Below are 25,062 nucleotides of genomic sequence, written 5' to 3'. Positions count from 1 at the left end.
TATGATAGACCTAACACAGTTCACCCCTTGGACTCTCTTTACGGATCTTGGATTCATTTCGATACTTCTATTGGTTGGCAAATTCATACGAGTCAAGGTAAAACTGGTACAACAATTATTCATCCCGCCCAGCTTGATCGCGGGCTTGCTAGGACTGGCGTTCGGACCTAATGGACTGGGGTGGATTCCGCTTTCCAATGATTTAGGTACTTACGCGGCGATCCTTATCGCCTTGGTGTTCGGCGCGTTGCCTTTATCTTCCCCGAACGTATCCATGAAAGAAGTGGCAAAACGAGTCGGACCAATGTGGGCGTACGCTCAGGTGGGTATGTTATTGCAATGGGCATTAGTAGGCTTGTTCGGATTGTACGTGATCAAGCTGATCTGGCCGGACCTGAATGACGCTTTCGGCATTATGCTGCCGACAGGTTTTTATGGCGGACACGGCACGGCCGCCGCTATCGGGTCCGCATTCGAGGGATTGGGCTGGGACGAGGCTCGCAGTTTAGGCATGACTACTGCTACCGTAGGGGTTATTTGCTCGATCATCGGAGGTTTACTGATGGTCAAATGGGCGGCCAAGCATAAACAAACCGCTTTTATCTCGGATTTCGACGATCTCCCGGACGAGCTGAGAAGTGGGTTGCTGCCAGAGGATAAGCGGGATTCCATCGGAGAAGCTACGACTTCCTCCATATCCATCGATACGCTGACTTTCCATGTGGCTTTGGTATTTGTCGTGGCTTTTTTGGGATATATGGTTAGCCAAACCGTAAAGGTGTATTATCCGGTATTGGAGTTACCTGTTTTCAGTTGTGCCTTTATCATTGGATTAGTATTAAAGAAATTCTTCGACGCGACAACCATATCCAGATATATCTGTCCACAGACGACCCAGAGGCTGAGCAGTTCCTTCACGGATATGCTGGTAGCTTGCGGTGTAGCGTCTATCAAGCTAGGGGTGATCGTAAAATATGCCTTGCCGCTTATCGTACTCATCATAGCGGGCGTGGCGATCGTCTGGTGCATAACATTCTTCTTAGGAAGAAGATTAGCCAAGACCTTTTGGTTCGAGCGCATGATTTTCGCTTGGGGATGGTGGACCGGCACGATGGCTATGGGCATCGCCTTGCTGCGGATCGTCGATCCGAAACTTTCCAGCAAAGCGATGGATGATTACGCAATGGCTTACCTGCCTATCGCTCCCATAGAGATCTTATTGATCACCTTCGTCCCCATCCTTTTCGTAAACGGATTGGGAGTTTGGTTGCTATTAGCCTGCTTGGTCCTTTCCCTACTGATCTTGCTACTGGCGTGGAAGATGGGATGGTGGATTACTCGCTCTTGATACTATTTACCGGGTTCTCGTTCGCCGCTTTCCAGTTCTGGAAACTCACGGTCAATAACGTGATTACGGTTACGATCAATAAAGCGATTAAGAATACCCACCCATGGATCGGAGTCTTGTAGGCGAAACCCTCGAGCCACATCCTCACGCCCTGCCAAGCGATCGGCGCCGCTATCACGAAGCAAATACCTACAATCCTCAGATAGGCCTTATTAAACATCAGCAGGATCTCCCCTACCGTAGCTCCATGTACCTTGCGGATACCTATTTCCTTACGGCGATATTGAGTCTCGAACACCACTAAGCCAAATACCCCGACCAAAGAGATAATAATCGCCAGCAGACTGAAGACCGTCACCAAGCTGCGTAAGTTCTCTTCCTTCCGGTAGAGATGATTGAAGATCTCATCATAGAACTCGATATTGAACGGATAGGAAGGGTCTAATTCTCTCATCGTCTCCTGAATGTGACCTACTACGGCATGAATGTCCGATCCGGCTTTCAAGCGGATATAAGAGATTGGCAAAGAATAACCAAAGTTTCCGACCAAGAAAGCGATATTATCCTCTCCACCACGAAGCGAGGTGAATTTCACATCGTCGGAGAAACCGACAAGATGACCGGAAGAATAGCTATCGAACGCGTCACCCACTTGCATATCCAACCCCTCCATCGCCGTACGATTGAATATATAAGACACATGATCCGAAAGCTCGTCCGCCTTTGAGAAATCTCTCCCTTCTATAACCGGAATCCCCATCACCCGCAAGAAATTGGAAGATGCTATAATTATGAAATACTGAAAGTCCTTACCCTTATAATTACCGCCATTCGTGTTATACCCGTCCTTAGAGCCCACTTTCTCCATAGCGAAAGCCACATCCTCGATCCCCGGATTCTCTTTCAAGCGATTCACATATGTATCGTGATGCTTATTGTACATTGTCTCATTCAGCTCCACGATAGCTACCTGATCCTTATCGAATCCTAAAGAGAAATTCCTCATATAACTATTCTGGATTTGCACAAAGCAAGCCCCAATAATCAACACGATCGAAACAACGAACTGGACACAAATCAATGTCGTACGTAACTTACGCCCGGAAGGAGATAACCCGAAGCTGCCCTTCAGCACCAAGGCCGGAGGAAAAGAAGTTATATAATAAGCAGGATAAATACCCGCCAGCCAACCGATAACCAACGCTACGATGCCACACAAGAAAACGATCGGAAGATTTGAGACCAAACTCAAATCGGCCTCGATAAAAGGTAGCGCTTCCGCCCAATCCAATCCCCAAACGATAACGAGACTTACCAGCCACGCCATAAAACTAATAAGGGCTGCCTCTATCAATAAAGATCTGCGCAACAAAGTATCCGAGCTACCCAATACCTTCTGCGTATTGATGCTTTTGATTCGCAACGGAGTCAAAGAAGTGCTAAAGTTCGTGAAGTTAATAGCCGCGACAATGACGATCAGAAGGGCTATACCGAACAATAAGGCCGTGACTTCCTTGTTTCCGCTCCGGAATGTACCACCGTCTTGCGTCTCATTCATATAATAAATATCAGTCAGCGGAACGAGCCGGATCTGTTCTCCTTCATGGTAAATCTTCTTGAAATCAAAATGACGGTTGAAATTATCGGCAACCTCATCTGCCATGGCAGGATTATCAAGCAATAAATAACAAACCCAGTTACTTGAGCTAAAATTATTGATATTATAATCCGGATCGATCGCCGTATAGACCACGTTCCGAAGCTGCGTGTTCTCCGGGAAATCCTTATAAACCGCGCCAATCGTAAAGAGCTTAGCCGATTTAGTCCAGATATTTTCTTCCGCTCGCAACGTCTTACCAACCGCAGAGATATCTTCCCCAAACAACTTGTCAGCCAAGCTTCGGGGTACCATTACTTTCTCGGGATCTTTCAAGCAATCGATATCGCCTTCCACGATCGGGAACGCGAATATCTTCGGTAAACTAGCGTGGCAGGTTGTCACGATTTCCTTAAACCCAAACGGTTGCCCGTTTCTATCCACCGAGAGATAAACACCATTCTGGCCAAAAGAAGGAGTCAACAATGTACCCGCCTCTATATGCGGGGAAGATTGGATGACAGCCTCCACAAAGGCACGGGGTAATATTGTCCCGAAAGTACCCGGAATGGTCAAGTCCACCCTAAAAATCCGCCCGGACGTAGGATGGCAACGGTCAAAAGTCCGCTCAAAATTAATCTGTATCAAAATCACGATAAAAGCGGCGAAAGCAACCGCAAGACCGGCTACGTTCAATGCGGTCGCCATTTTAAACCGCCTCAACACACTTAGAAAGTTTCGAATAATCGTTTTCATTTTATTATAGTTTCATTTATTATTCCGTTTTAATACTATCCACCGGATTCGCATTCGCCGCACGCCAGTTTTGGAAAGTTACCGTAAACATCGTTATTAAGGAGACAATTAATAGAGCGAATGCAAATATCCACCAATAAATAGGAGTTTTATAAGCAAAACCCTCTAACCATTTCCGTACGCCATAATAAGCCAAAGGAGCCGCTATGATAAAGCAAACGCAGACAATACGGAAATAAATCTTATTGAACATAACCAAGATCTCATGAACCGTGGCCCCGAATACCTTACGAATACCGATCTCTTTCCGGCGATACTGGGTCTCGAATATAACGAGGCCGAATATACCGACAATAGAGATAATCACAGCCAACAAGCTAAACAATAAAATCATCGTACTTAAATTCCGTTCTTGATGATATAAATGATCGAAAATCTCATCATAAAATTCCACCTCACAAGGATATGTGGGATCTAAGTGGGCTACTGTCTTACGGATATGATCCACCACGCCCATGATATCGCTTCCCGCTTTCACACGAATAAAAGAATAAAGCATCAAACGAGGTTCATTAATAACAAAACCTAATTCGGAGACGCTTTGTCGCAAGGAAGTAAATTTAACATCATCTATAAATCCGATGACGGAACCATCGGCCGATTCCTCCTCAAGCCATGGAATCCGCATGATATCATTCGGTTCCATGTTCCATTTATCCCGCATTTGTCTATTGAATACATAACTATAGTTGTTACCTCTCTCATCAGACTCGGTAGGCATCCGCCCCCCAATCAATGGAATACCCATTACTTTGAAGAAATTCCAAGAAACAGAAAGAGAAGTGAAATTAACACTCTGCTCTTTATATACACCTCCCCACGTACGATAGCTATCCTCCGATCCAAACTTCTGGGAACAGAACGCCACATCCTCTATTCCCGGATATTCTTTCAATCCACCCACGTAGCTATCCTTATGGTCATGCATAATATTCCGGTTCAGCTCGACAACTACTACCTGATCTTTGTCGAAACCCAAAGAATATTTTTGCATAAACCTATTTTGTTGACGAACGAACATGGCTGATATAATCAATACGATAGAAACGATAAACTGAAAACCGATCAATGCCGTACGCAACTTCTTCCCAGAGGAAGAAAGCCCGAAAGAGCCTTTCAATACTAATGCCGGAGGGAAAGAAGTCATATATAAAGATGGATAGATCCCCGCAATAAGACCTATTATAACAGATAATACAGCTAAGCCACCTACTAAACCGGGGTAAGCAGTCAATGTCGTATCCGCTTGCACAAAATACAGCCATCCCATATGTCCTAATCCCCAAACGATAAACAAAGAACAAAGGAAAGCAAGCAAACTAATACCCACGGCTTCAAATAACAGGGAAGCACGTAATATGCCAGCAGAACTCCCCAGAACTTTTTGCGTGTTGATACTCTTGATGCGCAAAGGCGCCAAAGAGGTACTAAAATTCGTGAAGTTGATACCCGCCACAATAATCACCAGAAAAGCGATCAGCATCAGTAACCGGGCTTTCTCCGCGCTACCGCTTTTCACTAAACTTCCGCTGGAATCCTCGTTCATATAATAAATATCGGTTAGGGGGACCAGCTCGGCATGTATATCTTTCGCCATATCCCCATATTGCTTCGAATAGTCAAAATGGGCATCAAAATTCTCAGCTACTTCTTTCGGGGAGGCAGAAGGATCTAGCATCACGTAACAGAAATAGTTACTACTTATCCAATTCGTCAGTGCGTAATCCGGAGACATCTCTGTATAAATCACGTTTTTCAACTGTGTATTTTCCGGGAAATCCTTATAAACACCTCCTACGACCAAATATTTCACGCCCGGTTTCGTCCAGATCCCACCATCGGGAACGATCTGCTTTCCAATTGCCGATTCCTTTCCAAATAATCGGTGAGCCATACTTTCGGGCATCAAGGCTTTTTCCGGTTCCGACAAGCAAGAAGATTCTCCTTCACACATCGTAAACTGAAACATCCGGGTAATCTCCGGATGGCAAGTTATGATCGTCTCCTTAAAACCTTGCTTTCCTTCTTTTCTTGTAACAGTCACATACATCTCTCCTATATACGGATTGATTAACGTACCAGCCTCAATATGCGGGGAAGAGTGGATAAACGCCTCTATCAACGGTCGGCAATGGATCATGCTTGCTCCATCCGGGAAAGAAAGTCCCATCCGATAAATCCGGGTCGAGTTCGGATGACAACGATCGAAGTTATGCTCAAAGCTTACTTGCACCATGATAATTAAAAACGCAGCGAAAGCGACCGCTAATCCCGCTACATTCAAAAAGGTAGCTACCTTGAAACGTATTAATACATTGATGAAATTGTGTATGATTGTTTTCATAACTTGCTCTATTTTATTGATACTAAAATCGACCCAAAAAGAGTATTCCTTAAATAAGATGGCTGATATTCATTCGTTTCAAGATATTCAAAGAAACCTTGTTCAACGCAATTGTCTCAACCTCTTCCGTACGGAAAAACTTACTTAAACCTTCGATCTTAATCATGGCTGTATTTGTTTTAATTTATTATACTCAAATCCATCTAATAATATTCAAATAACGTGCCAAACTACATATCAAACTAATATTCAATAAATTAATTCTCAATTCATAAAACAGAAGTGTCCAATAATTGGACACCATTGTACAATTATTGGACACATACTTTTCTATGAAAACAGCAATATGATTCTACAAAAATCTTCTACTCATTCTTAATACTATGTACTGGATTCTCATTCGCCGCACGCCAGTTCTGGAAAGTGACAGTCAATATCGTGATAACCGCTATGATAGCAAAAGCGATCAAATACACCCACCAATACATAGGAGTCTTATAAGCGAAATTCTCAAGCCATCGATGTACCACATAACCGGCGATAGGCGCCCCCAAAACAAAACAAACACATAAGATTCGTATGTATGTCTTGTTAAACATCACGATAATCTCCTCGGTAGTAGAGCCTAATACCTTACGGATACCGATCTCTTTCTTCCGGTACTCACTATCGAATACGACCAAACCGAATACCCCTACCACCGAGATAAAGATCGCGATTAAACTAAATAAGGTAATCAATGAACTGAGGCTTCTCTCTTTCTCATAAAGTCCGTTCAATACCTCATCGAAGAAACGGACATTAAACGGGTATTCCGGATCAAATGATTGAAGCGTAGTCTTGACATGTTGCATAGCCCCCCGTAAGTCAGAGCCGGCTTTTACCTTTATATAAGCGTAATTAGGTTGGTTTCCCCAATTATTAGTACCCCATACAAAAAAGGCCATAGGCGTTACCTCCGTACGGAAAGAGGCGAATTTAACATCCGGCATAAAACCGACAATCTCCATACTATCTATTAAAGATCCTATCTCCAGCCCATATTCTGTCCGGGCACGTTCGTTAAAGACAAACGTGCCATAACGTTTCGCCTTATCTTCCTCCCGGAAATCACGACCTTCCGATATTTTCACATTCATCACCTTCAAAAAAGAAGGTTCAACCGGTAGACATTGGAATTGTATATCCTTATCCCGGTATTTACGTCCCCATCCCATGTATTGGTCCTGACTAGAAAGGAGCATCTCCGCATATGTAACCTCTTCGATACCGGAGAAAGATTTCACTTGGCTGGCGAAGGCATCCCGACTTTTCCGGATATTGTTATTCATATTCGTAATAATTATCTCATCCTTATCATAACCGAGAGGGGTATTTTGCATATAATAATTCTGCAAATACATGAATGTAGCACCAATAATTAATCCGAAAGAAGCTACATACTGCACTCCTATCAATGCATTTCGTAATTGACGTTCCTTCGGAGACAAGCCAAAACTACCTTTCAACACTAAAGCCGGTGGGAAAGAAGTCATATAATATGCTGGATATATACCGGCAAGAAGCCCGGTAGCTATTGAGATAAAAGCTGTAGCCAAAACCAATCCGATATGCATTGATAACGAAATATCGGCATTTATCAATGAGGCTATTTCCGTCTTCCCCGCGATATAAACTAATAGCAGTCCTAACAAATAAGAGATTATACTTATTAACACCGCTTCTAAAATCAAAGCAAAACGGATCACAGATTCTTTTCCCCCTAATACTTTTTGTGTATTAATACTCTTAATACGCATCGGGGTAAGTGCCGTACTGAAATTCGTGAAATTAATTCCGGCGATTATCACGATCACGATAGCTATGGCAAATAATATCATCAAAGTTTGCCTGCTGGCTTTCGGGGTCTGGTCATATTTTACATCAGTCGTATAATGAACATCAGGCAACGGATTAATACGGAAAGTCATTCCAGATCCCCCCCATGAGAAACTATTATCCTTTATTAGAGCAGGATCAAAATGTGCCTTGAAATTTTCAAATAACCCCTCGACATTCTTCGGATTGTCCAAACGGATATAGAAAATATAATTCCAGTTTCCCCAGCTTTGGGCGTTTTCCTTCGGGTCCATCTTTTGATAAATACAATTCCGTACAGATGAATTCCGTGGATAATCCTTATACACTCCACCTACCGTTAGATGATCTCCATTCTCAAACTTCAATTGCTTGCCTACAGCCGATTGATTCCCAAAAAACTTCTGAGCCATGCTCTGCGGCAACAAAACAACGTTTGGCTCCTGTAACGCCTCCGGATTTCCTTCCTGAAATTTAAAGTCAAATACCTTCGTGAATTCAGGATAAACATTTATACATTGTTCCTTAAAAGTATTCCGTACACCATTCTCTTCTACAGAGAAAAACAAGTCCCCTCCCCAAGGATTCGCCAAGGTCCCAGCTACGATATGAGGCGAGGATTGGATAAAAGCATCGGCCAGCGGACGGCAAATAACTGCCTGCCCACCATCCTCAAACATAGCTTCTACCCGAAATATAGATTCCGTATCCGTATATCCTCGGTCAAAATTCTGATCATACTCGACTTGCATCATAATCAAGATGAAAGCAGAAAAAGCCACAGATAGTCCTAATACATTTAAAAGTGTCGCCATCTTGAAACGGCGCAATACACTCAAGAGATTCCTCAAAATAGTTTTCATACGTAATTTTATATTACCTGTTATATTATTCGTTCTTAATGCTACGGACCGGATTCTCATTGGCGATATTCCAAGATTTCAGGATCACGCATCCCCAAATGATCGCTAGAACCAGTAGAGCCGTAGATATGAAAATAAAAACAGTCAGCGGTATCTTATCCGCGAATTGCCTCAACCAGCTCTCTCCCACGACTCGTGAGGCTATCACTCCCAAAAGGATAGCCGGGAAAGCCGTGATCAAAACATCCTTAGATAAAAGACGTAAAATATTCGGGGCCGTCGCTCCATTCACCTTGCGAATCGCTATCTCCTTGCTCCTACGGTGCATCTCGTCCGTAATATACCCTAATAATCCCATTAAGGTGATCAGCAAGATAGCGATCGAGGCAACAAAGACGCCGTCACGGAAATGACGGGTTCCCTCATACTGAGACTCTATGATCGTTTTCAGCACCGTAAAACCGACATCCTCATTCGGAAATAGTTCCGCTATCTTATCATTCATTTCCCGTAAATATTCCGGAGTTAGCTCGGAGACACGAACCGTAAAGTTACAATAACTCATCCGGTCACTACCAAACATGATGACCGGTAACTGGGGAGTGAAGAAGGAATTCACCATGAAATCACGGGTTACACCCACTATTTTTCCTTTTAAATTACCCTCATCATCATAAATATATTTACCGATCGCAGCATCCGTCCACCCACGTTTACTCACGAATGACTCATTCACTAAAATATCCCCGTCACCTTTTAGTGGTTGCCCCTCAAGCAAGGGGATTTTCATCAGAGAGAGATAATCGGCATCATAGTTTACCTGTCGGGCCGTGAACAGCCAGTTTTTCTCATTATCCAGAATAGGGAAACCACCATAACCACTTAGAATGTCCATTGACGAAAGCCCCGTAGCCGTGACATAAGGTAACTTCTTGAACTCGGCGGTAAGTTTGGCCGCTTTCTGATCATCCATATTATTCAAGGGGGCATACACTATATTTTCCGGATCATATCCTAAATCATTATTCATTAGCCGATCATATTGCAATAACACGATCACCAATAATGTAATGACAAACGCAATTCCCCCAAACTGGATAAAGAGCAAACTCCGCTTCCATCCCTGCTTACCCGAAGTAGATACCCGGAATACTTGGGTAACCGGGATAACGCTGAACAAACGGGCCGGTAGCAAGGCGGACAAAATGAATATAGCCAAGATCATGATCGCAGGAAGCCATATAGTCTGCGCATTCAATAAAGTGCCCAAAGTAGGAACAGCCACCATATCCGCAACATATTCCCGGAAAGCGAATAAAAGCAATGCCATACATACAAGAGCCACTACAAATAAAGCCGCCGTCTCAAACAAGAACATATTGAAAATGTCCTTGCTGGAAGCTCCATTACATTTGTGTACTCCTACGGATCTCGCCCGGATCGGCAGAGAAGATACCGAGTTCAAGATATAATTCATCGCCGCCACGAATAACAAAGCGAAAGCCAGTACGCTCATGATCACCACCATCCGCTTCACCTCGGTACTTTGCGTATATATCTCCGAGACCGGCTTGATATAAAGCTCCATATCAAAACCTTGTTTCCTCTCTCTTTCTACATCTATATATTTAGGCAATAAAGCCGGTATTTTCTGATTGATTTGTTCCGGGAACACACCCGGTTTCAGGCGGATATAGCCCAGATAACTATCGTCGGCACCCCAACCGGCATAGGCACCGAACTGGGTTTTCATATTAATGAAAGAAGCGACAGCGTCAAAACGTAAATGACTATTTTCCGGTATGTCACGGAATATCCCGGCCACCGTATAAGGATAGTTTTTTCCGTACAGCAGTTGTTTCCCGATCGGATCTTCCTTGCCAAATATACGTTCAGCCATTTTTTCCGATAAGAAAACTTGATCTTCGATTCCCAACAAACGGTCATCCCCTCTTAGCACCTTGATTCCCATCGTACGGAAAAAGAGGGAATCCGCCATCATCAAACGGGGCTTGAACCGATCCTCACCATGATACAATACGGCTCCGTATCTTCTCCGGCAAACCGTCGCATACTGTATCTCGGGGAACTCTTGCCGCAAAGCCTCCGGGATCGGGGCAAATAGGATACGAGACCCATCTTCCTCTCCCGTTTTATCATCATTGTATCGCACATGCACGCTATACAAATCTTCCACTTGGTCAAAGAATGTATCGAAGCTCAATTCAAAAGCGACCCTAGCGAACAGGATCAATCCCACTCCAAGTCCTAGTGTCAAGGACAGAACCTTGATCACATTTCCCCCTCGGCCTCGAAGTAAATAACGGATTGTATAATATAGCTGTCTCATCGATTTGTATTTAAGTTAAATTGAAAGCTAACCGACCTTCACAGGCCAATTAGCTTATAAAAAACTCTTGTGTGTATGTGTTTATGTCATGTTGACTAAATAAATTCACTAACGGAAGAAACAACGCTACCGTCGAATAAATTGATCACACGGTGGGCGAAACCCGCGTCGTGCTTGGAGTGCGTCACCATTACGATTGTCGTTCCCTCCTTATTCAGCTCGGTGAGCAGCTGCATAACCTCGGCACCGTTCTTGGAATCCAAGTTACCCGTTGGCTCATCGGCCAAGATTATCTTCGGGTTGGAAACTACCGCACGAGCGATCGCCACACGCTGCTGCTGACCTCCGGAGAGTTGCTGAGGGAAGTGAGCCGCACGGTGGCTGATATTCATCCGCTTCAAGATATCCGTTACCATCTGCTTACGCTCCGACGCCTTGATCTTTAGATAAGTCAACGGCAGCTCCACGTTCTCAAAAACGTTCAACTCGTCTATCAAGTTGAAGCTCTGGAACACGAAACCGATGTTTCCCTTACGGACCTGCGTACGCTCTTTCTCTTTCAAGTGTCCTACCTCTTGGTCGCCCAAGTAATAATTTCCCTCGGAAGGATTATCCAGCAAACCCAGAATATTCAACAACGTAGACTTACCGCAACCGGAAGGTCCCATGACAGCGACGAACTCGCCATCTTTTACCTCCAAAGAAACCTTATTCAACGCAATTGTCTCAACCTCTTCCGTACGGAAAAACTTACTTAAACCTTCGATCTTAATCATGACTGTATTTGTTTTAATTGTTATCTAACTATTTAATTTACCATATCTAATTCAAATAGTGTGCCAAACCAACTAAATATTTAATTCTCAAACAAGTAGTATTTTACTTTCCAAAACAGACTGTCCAATTATTTGACAGTGGTGTACAAAATTTAGACACTACTATCCAATATCTCGACATAAAGAAACACCTCCCAGCTTCACAGATGAGAGGTGCTATTGTTGACTTATCTACATAGTAAAACCTACATGTCACTACTTGATCTTATCTCTATATCTTTTTCCTCCGGCATGTCGAAGTTCTCAATGACTGTCAAGAAAAGCTCTTCCTTATCAACATTTATAGAATAAGAAACTGTATTTTTACCCTTCGAGAAACGGATAAACCAACTAACCACCCCATCGTTCTCATTCTCGATCACTTGATAAGCCTCTTCCTTGTCCCGCTCAAAAGCGGATTTAATTTCTTGTTGTAATGCGGCGTGGCCCTCCACGACGAAAGAAGAGACTATCTTATATACCTTTTTAGTTTTCGGATCTTTATTCGTTACTACGCTTTTATCGATCGTCTTATCCGCTTTACATTTCTGCACGACAGCCTCCAAATTCTTCTGTGCCCATAACTCTGTACTGAAACTTCCCACCAAAAGGCATAATGCCACCCAAAAACATTTACTTGCTTTCATAACTTCTTTTGTTTATTAGTTAATTTACTATTTATCCAATTCCAATATCTTATAAACCTCCTTACGTACCTGAGTATCCGGAATATTCCTCAGTAGAGTCTCCCGTTTCTTCTCGAACCGCTTATTCATCCTTTCCGGCAAATAAGCTATTTCATCCGCATTTCTTAAGAGCCGATCCGCATTCTTCTCCATCGCTTCCGCCGCTCGGGATATGACCTCCAATTCGGGTTGTATCTTCTTTATATCTGTCATTACGACACCATTGCGCACGATGTAGCTTCCCTCATAAGGGTTAAAAGAAGCATTTTGATTCATAAAGACCGTATTCACCAAAAACAACAAAAGAGAAGCCGCCACGCAAACTGCGATTGCCCATCCTATTTTTCGTTTATAAGAAATTTCCTTAGCGGGTAGCCTCAATTCCGGAGTCTCGCTAAAATCCAAGGCAATGCCACTCTCGAAATATCCGAATACCTCCCGATAACGTTCCAGATGGGCGGGAATATCCGGACGGGCGAAGAACTCATACAACACTCGCTCCTCCTCGTTCGAGGTCTGACCCTCGAAGAAGCGGTCTAATAAATCCTCTATAGACTTGTATTCCTCTGTTTTCATAACGTCTGCATTTTAAAGAATTGATCTCTCACCCGTTTACGGGCACGGGAAAGATTCATACGTACCGCCTCGGGGGTACTTCCGGTCAACCCGGCGATTTCCTCTACCTCGAAACCATCCACGTGTTTCATGCGAAGAATGGTCTGTTGAAGTCCCGGTAGTTTATTGATAAGCCGCATTACATGCTCCAAACTATCTTTTTGTTCCAGCTGGGTATAAGGCGTGGAGGCATCGCAGATAAAGAATTGTTCGCCCGCCTCACCTTCCGTGCGTTCACGAACTTTCATCCGATTCAGGCAAAGGTGCTTTGTGATTTGTACGGACAAGGCCATTACATTATTATAATAGTCTAACTCGCCACGCATATACCATAGTTTCAAAAAGACTTCCTGCATGATATCCTCGGCATCCTCCGGGTTATCAAGCAGCCTTCTCGCATAAAGGAATAGTTTCTCCCGCAAAGGCAATATCTCTTTTTTAAACTGTTCTTGTTCCATTCTATCTTAATGACAATCGAGAAAAGAAAACGTAACATGGCTGGAGAAAATAAATTCAAGGTCTTTGTCATTCTAGTATTATAGTCGTGCCACCCTTATGGCACGATAATGCCACGGCGATGGCACGATGATGCCATAGCGATGGCACAACGATGCCACGCTGGTGGCACAGCCGTGCCACTATAACGGCACGGGCTTGGCACTGTAAGTTATTACTAAATAGCCCTATACATCACAGATACGGATACACTTCTCCAAGGAAGCGATCTTGTCTTCTTGGGCGGGGACGAACTCCTGCCCAACGAAGCCTTTATAGCCTGTCTCCATAAGAGCCTTGATGATAGCCGGATAATAAAGTTCCTGCGTCTCGTCGATTTCCGCACGTCCCGGACTACCTCCGGTATGGACATGGGAGAAGTATTGATTATATTTCCGGATATTCTCGATGATATTCCCCTCCATGATCTGCATATGATAAATATCATATAGTAACTTAAAATTAGGGGAACCGATACGGCGACAAAGCTCCGCCCCCCAAACCGTATGATCGCACAGATAATCCTTATGGCCGACACTGTTCAAAAGCTCCATGGTCAAGACGACCTTGTGTTTCTCCGCTAACGGGATAAGGCGCTTCAACCCCTTCTCGCAGTTCTCCCAGCCTTGCAAGTCCGTTACGCCATTACGTCTGCCGGAGAAGCAAATCAAGTTTGTCAATCCAGCGTCCGCCACCATCGGGATCACCTTCTCATAACTGGCGACCAACTCGTCATGCAAGGCCGGATCATTGAAACCTCGATCTATTCCAAGCCCGGCCCCTTGCGCCATCGCCACCGTCAGGCCATGTTTTTGTACGATCGGCCAATCTACCGGGTCCAGCAACTCGACGGATTCAATCCCTATATGCTTGCAGATCTCACAGAACTCGTCCAGCTTATAATCGCCGAAACACCATTTACTTACGGAGTGGCGGACATTTCCTTTCAAGGGTCCCCTCGCGTCTGCTTCCTTTTTAGCGGCGGCTACCGCCTCGATACCTGTAGTCGCCAAAGCCACGCCTCCGGCCAGAAATGTCTTGATAGCCGTTCTTCTTGATATGTTTTCCATGTATTCGAATTTGATCGTTAATAGGAGACAAATATACGGAAAATCGGATATAATATCCCAAGACGTTGGTATTACATCCAAAAACACTACTTTTGCATACGGAAGTCACTCTAGATGAAAAACACATCATATACAAAACGATCTATTTATCTGATCCTATTCTTTATAATAGGATGCACTTCATCCCTATACGGAATGGAAGGCGCAGGTGTGTATTTCAAGGCGAGCCTATGCGGAAAAATCTATAAGCATTTATCCTTTCTTGTAGAAGAGGACATCCGTCCGAGAGATGACTTCAAGGAAGCGGAATGGTTCCTCACCACCGTTGAGGTAAACTACAAGTTTAATAAATATCTTCTGGCAGGAAGCGGATATATGTCTCTAGCGCGATACAAGGCATCCGATGAGTTGCGAAACCGATATTATCTCTACGCTACGGGGACTTATTCGGCCGGACGTTTTACCCTCTCTGTCCGGGAACGTTTTCAAAGTACCTATAAGGTTCACGCCGAACATCCCAAGAATTATCTGCGTTCGATGCTGACCCTCTCCTATAAGATCGGCAAGAGTGGTTTCTGTCCTTTTGCCTACACCGAGGTCTTCAATGATACGCGAAATAAGATGCGGTCCGATAAGATCCGTTTCTCCACAGGAAGTAATTACCAACTAAACCCGAACAATAACCTCCAACTCTATTATCGCTACCATATATTTAATGTAGACGATCCCGTGAATTACCGCCATGCGATCGGTATCTGCTATACCCATCGTTTTTAATAAGAATTTTCGTACCTTTGCGTCCCGAGTGCTTGATAAACCTCGTTAAAAACAAGAAGACATGCAAAAAACAGTTACAGTACCTTTCATGCTGCTAGGTATACTTTTTAATATATGCCTTGTAGCGTCCAATCTTTTAGAGACAAAAGTAGTGCAAGTAGGCGGTATAACGGCTACCGCAGGTTTGATCGTATTCCCGATCTCGTATATCATCAATGATTGTATAGCGGAAGTGTGGGGATTCAAGAAGGCACGGCTAATTATCTGGAGTGGCTTCGCCTCTAATTTTCTGGTGATCGCATTCGCGCAATTGGCGGTATTATTACCGGCCGCCCCTTTTTGGGAGGGTGAGGAAGGTTTCAATTTCGTCTTCGGGATGGCCCCACGTATAGCGGTCGCCAGCTTGATAGCGTTTTTGGCCGGTTCTTTCCTGAACGCCTATGTGATGAGCAAAATGAAAATCGCCTCCAACGGAAAGAATTTCTCGTTACGAGCGATCGTATCTACCCTTATCGGTGAGAGCGCCGATTCCCTGATCTTTTTCCCGATCGCCTTCGCCGGATTGATCCCGGCCGGAGAATTGCTTATCATGATCGGGACGCAGGCGGTACTTAAATCCTTGTACGAGGTTATCATCCTTCCCGTCACCATCCGTGTCGTAAAGTACATCAAGAAAGTAGATGGGAATGATGTGTATGATCTTGGTACCTCGTATAATATCCTAAAGGTTAAAGACATTTAGGCCGGGACCAAACAATGACCGGCCTTCATTTGAATAGATGCGACCAATCCTCCCTTTGCTGCGGCATATAGGACTTCATTCCCAATAATTCAGCCGCCCGGCAATTCACGGAAGCGTCATCAATCAGCATAGTCTCCTCGGCTAAAAGATTCGAGTCCTTCAGTACGTACTCAAAAATATCTGCGTTCGGCTTCAGCATATGCAATTCGTAAGAGAGGTAAATCTTATGGAAGAAATCTTGGGCACAAAGACCTTGATAAGAGAAATAGGTATCTTCGGACCATTTCCAATGAAGCTCGTTCGTATTGCTCAGAAGCATCGTATTATAGCGTTCACGAAGCTCCAATAGCAGACGCAACTTATTTTCCGGGACGTCTCCCAACATGGCGATCCATGCCGTGTCGATTTGTTCGTCCGTCAGGGGCTTTCCCGATAAGGCACGAATATCATCGCGAAACTGTTCCACCGAAATCGTTCCCAACTCTAATCGCTCAAACAAGTCCTTATGTTGATAGTTATTCGTGATCTGTTCCCGGATATTCTCCACGCCCAGATTCTCGAAAGCCTCGATACAACGGTTGCGAGTCAGGTTAATAAGCACACCGCCCAAGTCTATAATCAAGTTCTTTATGCCTTCCATATCATTTCTTTTTATACCAGCTACGACGTCTGCGATGTCGTCTTTTCTGTTGATAACGATTGATCCGCTTGTAAACGACCCAGACAAACAACAAGCCGAAAACAGCGAATATCAATATAACAATCCAAGAGTTAAGATTGTCACCTTTTACCCGGCTCCACATTTCCAGAACCACCTCCGTCTCGTTCCCGAAATCACGGATCATGGCACAACGTTCCACGACCTTCCGGTCCGGATATTGAGCCGGGTCTATCTGGACACGCTCCGCTCCCGGTCCGAAGAAATAACTTACGTCCGAGAACTCGGTCCGCGTCGTATCGATCTTTTCCGCCAATATTTCCGGGGTGGCCACGGTGCTGACATATCCGGTCACTTCCATATTACGGCTGACGATGTCCGGACGGCATAGATAGTCCATAAAATAACTGGCCGCCTTCACGTTGCGAGCGTATTTAGGGATCGCCCAACCATCGTACCAGATATTACTACCCTCCAAAGGAACCTCATACCCCAGATCTACGCCTACAGCACTCGCCTCTTCCATGGCCCAGACCGCGTCGCCGCTCCAAGTGAAATTCAGCCACGCCTTTCCTTTCGTCATCATCTCCTTACCGAAATCGGCCTCCCAACCGGCGATATTCGGTTTCATTTTCTTTAAGTATTCCTCGGCGATAGCGATCATTTCCGGGGAGCTATCGTTCATCAATTGCTCCACCGTGATGGTACCGTCCGCCAATTCCCTCGCATGGGCGTAGATGATGGCGGTTCCATAAGCGTCACGATAGCTATCCTTCATCAAGATCTTATTCCTGAAACGAGGGTCCCAAAGGCATTTCCACGACATGACCTCGTCCCTCGAGACATCGGCTTTATTATACAACAGGCCGGCGGTTCCCCACATATAAGGAACCACGTAGTCGGTAGTCTTACGGCCCGGCTGACTTAACTTATTCAGTTCCTCTTGGATATAGGGAGAGACATTGTCGATATAATCCGGTGTCTTCCCGAAATTACGGTCGATCGGTAGCAAGAGATTTTTCCGCAGCATGCGCTCAAGGATATACTCCGAAGGGCAAATCAAGTCGAAATCCTCATGTCCCCGCTCGATCTTGGTCAACATGATCTCGTTGATATCAAAGATCTGATAGATAATCCGGACTTCCTCACCCGTCTGTTCCTTATACCATTTCGGGAAATCCGTCAGGACGTCCTCGTCGATATAATCTCCCCAGTTATAAATCTTCAAGATCTTGCTTCTCTCCTCGTCCGAGCGCCCGCAAGAAGTGAACAGCCCCATAAGCAGGGCCAAAACAGACAGAATCGATATAAATTTCTTCATTTTCATTTACGCTCGCTTCGCTTTCTCAGCACGTTTATTTATAACAATCAACAATACTAACACGGTTACGAATATAATCGTTGAGAGGGGACGCAGTTCCGGGGTCAAACCTCCTTTCCGGGCATCCGCGTAGATAAAGGTGGAAAGGGTTTCCAAGCCCTCATTACCAATTGTAAATATGGTCACGGCGAAATCGTCGATAGATAGCGTGAAGGCAAGGATAAAGCCACTGATCATACCCGGACGGATTTCCGGGAAGATCACCTTCCGCAAGGCCTGAAACGGAGTCGCCCCCAAATCCAACGCCGCCTCGTAGATATTCTGGTTCATTTGTTTCAAGCGGGGCATGACGCTTAATACCACATACGGCGTACAGAACGTGATATGCGCCAGCACGACCGTCGTCAAACCTTGAGAGATCCCTAAGCTGACAAACAACAGGAACAAGGAAATACCGGTAATGATATCCGGATTCAACATCGGGATGTTATTGACAAAACTCACGGCATTGCGGGCCCTTGCCTTCAAATTAAAGATCCCGATAGCGGCTACGCTCCCCAACAAGGTAGATACCGTAGCGGCTATCATGGCGATAGCGAACGTATTCCAAAGTGCGCTGACCAACGAATGTTGTACGTTGCCGGCAAAAAGAGAGCTATATAATTTCGTGGAGAACCCGGTCCAGTTACCCAGTACTTTCGCCTCCGTGAACGAGAAGATCATGATAATCAAGATCGGCGAGTAGAGCAACAAGAGCAAAGCCCACAGATATCCCTTAGCTAAATATTTCACCATCAGATAAGCCCTCCCTCATTCGCCGAATCACTGCTCTCATTGCTGAACAATCCCGTGATTCCGATTAATAACAACATGATAAGAGAAAGCGCCGCCCCGTAGTTCCACATACCGTTATTGATATTCTCCTGTATGGTCGTACCGAAGAGCTTGATATTGTTCATCGTCAACAACTCGGCGATGGCAAACGTAGAGATGGTCGGCATAAACACCATCATGATACCGCTCATCACTCCCGGCATCGATAGTGGGAATACGGCCTTGATAAATACCTGCGACGGATTCGCCCCCAAGTCTTGCGCCGCCTCTATCAAGCTGTGATCCATTTTCTGGAGCGTATTATAAATCGGGTAGATCATAAAGGGCAAGAAGTTGTACACCATGCCAAAGATCAAGGCCCCCTCTCCCAGCGGGAAATTCAAGAAATCGAACAAAGCCACGGTAGCCAACGTACGGATCAAGATATTGACCCACATCGGAAGGATAAACAAAACGACCATCGTACGGGAAGTATTAAATCGGGCTTGGCTCAATATCCAAGCGGCCGGATATCCCAGCAGCAGACAAAGAATGGTCGTTATCAAAGCGATCCCGACTGAATACACGAAGGTGTTTATCGCCTCGGGATGGATCATGAACTTACGGAAATTGGCGAAGGTAAACATCCCCTCGTCATTCGTGAAGGCGTAATACACGATCAAGAAGAGCGGTATCACGACAAAGATGGCCAAGAACAGGACATAAGGAATGGTCCAGTTCCTTCGTCTCATAAAAAATGCAGAAAACGTATTGATCACTTCCTTCCCTTTTTAAGCATGAATAATTCGAATTTTATCCGGGGCGATCGTTATGCCGACATGATCTCCATCATCCCATACATCGTTGGTATCGACAAAGATGTCCTCGTCCCAATCTGTAAACACGGTCAGATGATAATGGTTGCCTTTGTAGAGGATAAATTTCACCTCTCCGGTCAGGCGACCGTCTTCCTCGTTATCCTCCAAGATCACATCTTTAAAATCGATCTCGACTTTCACAGGCGTATTTGGCTCTATATCGGTTACTTCCTTACATTCGAACGTACAGCCTAGGAATTCCACATGCGTAGCGTCGATAAGCTTTCCCTCGAAGGTATTGCAAATACGCTCTTTCTTCATTACATGGATATCGAAAGGCTTGATAAGAAGCCCGACCTCGCTACCTGCCTCGAAACAGTGGTAATCCTGTACCATGAACTCGTATCCGTTCGGGGTTTGCACCATCATCTCATAATGCACACCCTTAAAGATGGAGGAGGTTACCGTACCCGTCAACATCGCCGCCTCCGACGGCTCGAAGATGTAAATATCCTCGGGGCGCAACACGACATCTACCGGCATTTGCTCCCCGAATCCCTCATCCACGCACTCGAACTCATGACCGGCGAAAGAGACTTGCCAATCCTTGATCATCGTCCCGTTCAAGATGTTACTCTCACCGATGAAATCAGCGACGAACGAATTGACCGGCTCGTTATAAATATCGATCGGGGTACCGATTTGCTGGATCTTTCCCTCGCTCATGACAACGATCGTGTCGCTCAGCGTCAGCGCTTCCTCTTGGTCGTGGGTCACGTACACGAACGTAATGCCTAAGGACTTATGCATCTCTTTCAATTCCATTTGCATATCCTTGCGCATCTTCAAGTCCAAGGCCGCCAACGGCTCATCCAGCAATAACACCTCCGGCTCATTCACGATAGCGCGAGCGATCGCCACCCGTTGCTGCTGGCCACCGGAAAGGGAATCGACATCCCGATCCTCATAGTCTGTCAACCCTACCATTTTCAACGCCTGTTTCACTTTCTTCTCGATCGTGGCGGAAGGAAGTTTCTTCAGCTTCAGGCCAAAGGCGATATTATTGTACACATTCAGATGTGGAAATAAAGCATATTTCTGGAATACCGTATTTACGGGACGTTTATGCGGCGGCGTCTGCGTAATCTCCTTCCCGGACATCGTGATAACGCCCTCGGAGGCCGTCTGGAAGCCGGCTATCAAACGCAACAGGGTAGTCTTTCCGCAACCGGAAGGCCCCAAAATGGTTACAAACTCGCCCTTGCGGACCTGTAAATTTACATCATTCAGCACGGCCTTCTCGCCGAAATACTTCGATACGTGCTCCACGCTGATAATGCGATCCGATTTTCGTATTGACATTCTCGCTTGATCTAATTAGAATTAAACAATCATGAACAATGTTCTTATTTATTTTTGCGCGAATGTACAGATTTTAATAAGGCCGGGCACTATCGTTTTTACAAAATCTGACCTTACACCGGGTGAGAAGCGTCGCATTTCTCTAAGATTCGACCGCACACCCGACGCGGGCGGGATATTTGGGAAATATTCAATCCACGTATATCCGGTAGCTCCCCGATCCCAATCGGTACACAGCCTTCCCATCCTTCAATCCCACGGGCGTGATCCCCTCCTGCCCTTTCTCCATACGAACGGACTTCTCCGATTTGGCGGGCAGATATAAGGTAGCCGTCGTATTAGCGGGAATGGTTGCCTCGTATATATAGCCCTTCTTTTGGATTTGCCATCCACTCTCGATACGGCCATAGGCGGAATCGTAATGACCCCGGATGAACGAGAAGGTTCCGCCGATACGGGGTTGAAGGATGATGTGCTTATAGGCGGGTTGTTCCTCATCCCGCTGGATACCCAAGGTATAAGCTATCATCCACTCCTCGATAGCGCCATACGAATAATGGTTGAAAGAGTTCATATCCACAGGGCCGAAGCCATTTACCAACGTGTAGGAATTCCAACGTTCCCAAATCGTGGTTGCGCCTTGCAGGACAGGGTATAGCCATGAAGGATAGGCGGTTTGCTCAAATAATTTATAGGCGACATCGTCATAACCATTGTCGGATAATACCAAATTCAGGTAAGGCGTACCGATAAAGCCAGTGGTAAGCGTATAATTATGTTTCTTGATATTCTCTACCAGATGCCGGATCGCCAAGGGTTTGTTTTTCTCATTGAACAGATCGAACTGGAGAGGAACCACGTATGAGGTCTGCGTATCCACGATCTTCGCCTCGGTAGCCGCCGTTCCGGGCCACATACCTACTTGCGAATCCTTGCCAAAGATAGATTCCACCGTCGGGGCGAACGTGCGTCCTTCCTCGTTTACGAACAGGTCGTTAAAAGACCTCTTCACGTTCTCGTAGAAAGTACGGAAACGCCTTTGGTCCGCATCCTTCCCTAAACGTTTCGCTACCTGCTCCATAATCAAAGCGTCGTAGGCGGAGTAAGCGGTGTTCGTCAACATGGAATTCGTCGGCTCGATAGCCAGCCAATCACCGAAACCACCGAAGGGCTGTACATAGCGTACGGCACGACGCTCCAAATAATCCATATAAGCGACCATGGAAGCGTAATGTTGCTCCAGAATACGCACGTCTCCGTATTGTTGATACATTTGCCACGGTACGATCACGCCGGCTTCCATCCATCCCATGGCACCTCCGCCATCCTCCGCGCCGTGAGGCGGGAAACCGACCACGGGTATATAGTTCGCGTAACTACCGTCATCTCCTTGATTATCCCGGACCGAGTAGAGCCAACGGGTGTAAAACGGATCGACATTCATATTATAAGTAGCCGTACGAGCGAATACCTGCGCATCCCCTGTCCAGCCCATACGCTCATCCCGTTGCGGACAATCGGTCGGAACCGACAGGAAATTACCCCGTTGGCCCCAAATGATGTTATTAAACAAACGGTTGACACGCTCGTCCGATGTCTCATAACCGCTCGTCCGCACACCGATAGATTCCAGCACGATCCCTTTCACCGCCTCCAAGGGTAACGGCCTCTCCAACCCGTGAATCTCCACGTAACGGAAACCATGGAACGTAAAGCGAGGCTCATACGTCTCACCCGCCGCATCCCCTCTCAGGATATAGCGATCCGTGGAAAGGGCGCTCCGGTAATTATCCGTATAGACTTGCCCTTTCTTCTCCTTATACATCGCGATCGTGTACGGGGCGACCAGCTCGGTAGGGATCGTTTCCGGATAATTCATCTCCCCGAAACGGATCGTGATTTCCTGTCCGGCCTTTCCCTTGAAAGTCAGACGGGGAACACCGACCATATTCTGCCCCATATCATAGACATAGACGCCGGGAATAGGCTCTACCATGGACTGAGCGGTCAGGGTCACATTATTTTGTATCGGGCTGCCTACATATCCTTGGATCTCCACATTTACCGGAGGAGCGGCGAATAAGGTCGCCGGTTTCCATGACGAGTCATCAAAACCCGGAGCATCCCAGCCGTTCACCTCTTTCCGGGCATCATATTCCTCTCCATTCTGAAGGCCGTTAAAAGTGATCGGTCCCCGGTCATAACATTTCCAGCTATCATTCGTAACGATCGTCTCACGAGTACCGTCGGCATACTCGATCACGATCTTTCCCAATAAGGACTGGCGGGTTCCGTATTGATCCTGCCAACCGGTAAGGAAACCGCTATGCTCGCTCCACCATCCGGCGCCCAACATCGCCCCGATACCATTATCGCCCGGTCGTAGCAAATCCGTTATATCATACGTATTATACATGATACGGTAACGGTAATCCGTCCAACCCGGATTCAGATAATCCTTTCCAACCTTCTGCCCGTTCACCGAGAACTCGTAGACACCCCTAGCGGTAGCATATAAACGGGCGCTCTTGACCGATTTCTCTATCTTTATCGCTTTCCGGAGCATGGGAGCGGATACGTTCTCGCCCGGATACCAGACATTGAGCTTTCCCTCCCCTTTCTCCACATAAGTCTCGGCAGGATCGTACAGAAGCGTATTCCACGTATCCTCGCTGATACACAAGTTGGAGAATGTAGCGGTCTGCCCTTTAGGTTGCAGGAAACCGATCGCGTACAAACGGCAATGATAAACCAACTCTCCATCCGGATAAGGATACACGGTGAAAGCCCCTTCCTTGCCTCCCCAGAAATCACCACGGCTCTTCCGTTCTTTCTCCTCGGGAGTCAAAGAGGAATTCACCAAGGTCTTTCCATCGATCTCTATATCCACGAAATATTTCAAGGCATATTGGGCCGTCGTCACCTTCAACCGGATATGATGCGCCTTATGCTTATCCGAGGCTGGGATGATGGAGGCCAGACTCTCCGAGGCGTCTTGCGTCGTTTTTCCATCCGTGGTATGGCGTAGAATGAAACGGGCGTCCCCCGAACCATTCAAGTCCAGTTCAGCAGACACATAATTATCAGCGTCCCTCGCCCCAAAGACAAATGCGGCTTTATCATTACCCTCGGCCACCCGCACATCATAGTCGATCACATAATGCGAGCGATATTTGGAGAGTTGTGTCTCCGACGAGCCGATCCAACGGGCGCCACTCCATCCGGAACCCAGAAGACCGGTCTCGAACCACGCAGGCTCGGTGGAGGTAATTTCCGTTCCCGATTCATCCCATACGGAAACTTTCCAATAATAGCGAGTGGAAGGTTGTAATGCTTTTCCTTGATAAACTACGCCGACCGATTCCCCGGAAAGAACCTTTCCCGAATCATAGATATAACGCCCGGCAGCCAATTGCTCCGGACTATCGGCCACCCATAACCGATAAGCCTGCCCACAGGCCCCATAGCGATCGGACTCCATCTGCCAGTTAAAACGTGGCTGACTGACATCAATTCCCAGTGGATTGGTTTGATACTCAACCTGTAGGTTCTTCAATACGGTAACCGCACCCAGAGGTAGCCATCCGGCCAGCAACCCTAAGATTATAGACAAAATACATCGTGTGCTCTTCATAATACAAAGAATTAAAATGATAACGGTACAAAAATATCCATTATCATCTTAACTCTTTGTTTCATTTTTGGGAGAAGATGT

18 protein-coding genes and 1 pseudogene are annotated in these 25,062 nt (G+C 45.8%); 3 read left to right on the top strand and 16 right to left on the bottom strand.

Translation table 11 applies throughout. The features are described from left to right. Position 1 precedes the first annotated feature (1 nt). Entirely contained in the window at positions 2 to 1,348 is a 1,347-nt protein-coding gene (locus HMPREF0999_RS01220) for a sodium/glutamate symporter (protein ID WP_009274963.1), read from the top strand. Here HMPREF0999_RS01220 and HMPREF0999_RS01215 read toward each other — a convergent pair. From HMPREF0999_RS01215 to HMPREF0999_RS01175, 10 genes and pseudogenes are all read right to left on the bottom strand, one after another. Further along, on the bottom strand, positions 1,335 to 3,701 hold the full coding sequence (locus HMPREF0999_RS01215) for an ABC transporter permease (protein ID WP_009274962.1): 2,367 nt from the start codon (positions 3,699 to 3,701) through the stop codon (positions 1,335 to 1,337). The genes HMPREF0999_RS01220 and HMPREF0999_RS01215 overlap by 14 nt on opposite strands. A gap of 19 nt (positions 3,702 to 3,720) precedes the next feature. Then, the gene (locus HMPREF0999_RS01210) at positions 3,721 to 6,105 is read right to left on the bottom strand and encodes an ABC transporter permease (protein ID WP_009274961.1); all 2,385 of its coding nucleotides are present in this window, start codon (positions 6,103 to 6,105) and stop codon (positions 3,721 to 3,723) included. A gap of 82 nt (positions 6,106 to 6,187) precedes the next feature. Beyond that, a pseudogene (locus HMPREF0999_RS22590) lies at positions 6,188 to 6,271 on the bottom strand (ABC transporter ATP-binding protein); the annotation flags it as partial. A gap of 199 nt (positions 6,272 to 6,470) precedes the next feature. Continuing rightward, entirely contained in the window at positions 6,471 to 8,825 is a 2,355-nt protein-coding gene (locus HMPREF0999_RS01205; protein WP_009274959.1) for an ABC transporter permease, read from the bottom strand. 25 nt (positions 8,826 to 8,850) lie between these two features. Then, positions 8,851 to 11,175, bottom strand: a complete 2,325-nt coding sequence (locus tag HMPREF0999_RS01200) for an ABC transporter permease (protein WP_009274958.1) — start codon at positions 11,173 to 11,175, stop codon at positions 8,851 to 8,853. Between the two features lie 95 nt (positions 11,176 to 11,270). Further along, a complete protein-coding gene (locus HMPREF0999_RS01195) occupies positions 11,271 to 11,951 on the bottom strand; it encodes an ABC transporter ATP-binding protein (protein ID WP_005858035.1) in 681 nt (226 codons plus the stop codon). A 245-nt stretch (positions 11,952 to 12,196) separates the two neighbouring features. Further along, a complete protein-coding gene (locus HMPREF0999_RS01190; protein ID WP_009274957.1) occupies positions 12,197 to 12,637 on the bottom strand; it encodes a DUF5024 domain-containing protein in 441 nt (146 codons plus the stop codon). Between the two features lie 27 nt (positions 12,638 to 12,664). Next, entirely contained in the window at positions 12,665 to 13,252 is a 588-nt protein-coding gene (locus HMPREF0999_RS01185; protein WP_009274956.1) for a hypothetical protein, read from the bottom strand. Beyond that, positions 13,249 to 13,749, bottom strand: coding sequence for an RNA polymerase sigma factor (locus HMPREF0999_RS01180; protein WP_009274955.1), 501 nt, complete (start codon positions 13,747 to 13,749; stop codon positions 13,249 to 13,251). Before HMPREF0999_RS01180 ends, HMPREF0999_RS01185 begins: the two co-directional genes overlap by 4 nt. Positions 13,750 to 13,974: 225 nt before the next feature. Continuing rightward, a complete protein-coding gene (locus HMPREF0999_RS01175; protein ID WP_009274954.1) occupies positions 13,975 to 14,856 on the bottom strand; it encodes a hydroxypyruvate isomerase family protein in 882 nt (293 codons plus the stop codon). A gap of 114 nt (positions 14,857 to 14,970) precedes the next feature. On the opposite strand from HMPREF0999_RS01175, the gene HMPREF0999_RS01170 reads away from it, so the two are divergent. Together HMPREF0999_RS01170 and HMPREF0999_RS01165 are read left to right on the top strand one after the other, a co-directional pair. Beyond that, entirely contained in the window at positions 14,971 to 15,633 is a 663-nt protein-coding gene (locus HMPREF0999_RS01170) for a DUF2490 domain-containing protein (RefSeq protein WP_008774273.1), read from the top strand. A gap of 61 nt (positions 15,634 to 15,694) precedes the next feature. Then, positions 15,695 to 16,375: a queuosine precursor transporter gene (locus HMPREF0999_RS01165; RefSeq protein WP_005858047.1), complete on the top strand. Its 681-nt coding sequence runs from the start codon at positions 15,695 to 15,697 to the stop codon at positions 16,373 to 16,375. Between the two features lie 25 nt (positions 16,376 to 16,400). Here HMPREF0999_RS01165 and HMPREF0999_RS01160 read toward each other — a convergent pair whose 3' ends face one another. The 6 genes from HMPREF0999_RS01160 to HMPREF0999_RS01135 form a co-directional block, all read right to left on the bottom strand. Beyond that, positions 16,401 to 17,015: an HAD family hydrolase gene (locus HMPREF0999_RS01160; RefSeq protein ID WP_005858049.1), complete on the bottom strand. Its 615-nt coding sequence runs from the start codon at positions 17,013 to 17,015 to the stop codon at positions 16,401 to 16,403. 1 nt (position 17,016) lies between these two features. Next, positions 17,017 to 18,354 carry an ABC transporter substrate-binding protein gene (locus tag HMPREF0999_RS01155; protein ID WP_009274953.1) on the bottom strand — a complete coding sequence of 446 codons (1,338 nt, stop codon included), beginning with the start codon at positions 18,352 to 18,354 and terminating at the stop codon, positions 17,017 to 17,019. Positions 18,355 to 18,360: 6 nt separating this feature from the next. Further along, positions 18,361 to 19,149 carry an ABC transporter permease gene (locus tag HMPREF0999_RS01150; RefSeq protein ID WP_005858053.1) on the bottom strand — a complete coding sequence of 263 codons (789 nt, stop codon included), beginning with the start codon at positions 19,147 to 19,149 and terminating at the stop codon, positions 18,361 to 18,363. Continuing rightward, positions 19,149 to 19,946 carry an ABC transporter permease gene (locus HMPREF0999_RS01145; RefSeq protein WP_009274952.1) on the bottom strand — a complete coding sequence of 266 codons (798 nt, stop codon included), beginning with the start codon at positions 19,944 to 19,946 and terminating at the stop codon, positions 19,149 to 19,151. The genes HMPREF0999_RS01150 and HMPREF0999_RS01145 overlap by 1 nt, the downstream gene beginning before the upstream one ends. 12 nt (positions 19,947 to 19,958) lie before the next feature. After that, positions 19,959 to 21,347: a polyamine ABC transporter ATP-binding protein gene (gene potA / locus HMPREF0999_RS01140; protein ID WP_009274951.1), complete on the bottom strand. Its 1,389-nt coding sequence runs from the start codon at positions 21,345 to 21,347 to the stop codon at positions 19,959 to 19,961. A 190-nt stretch (positions 21,348 to 21,537) separates the two neighbouring features. Then, entirely contained in the window at positions 21,538 to 24,981 is a 3,444-nt protein-coding gene (locus tag HMPREF0999_RS01135; RefSeq protein ID WP_009274950.1) for an alpha-L-rhamnosidase, read from the bottom strand. Positions 24,982 to 25,062: the final 81 nt, after the last annotated feature.

It is taken from the genome of Parabacteroides sp. D25 (genome assembly GCF_000307475.1).
Classification (GTDB): Bacteria; Bacteroidota; Bacteroidia; order Bacteroidales; family Tannerellaceae; genus Parabacteroides; species Parabacteroides distasonis.
The sequence above is the reverse complement of the archived record's forward strand: the minus strand, read 5'-3'. Positions and strand labels throughout refer to the sequence as shown.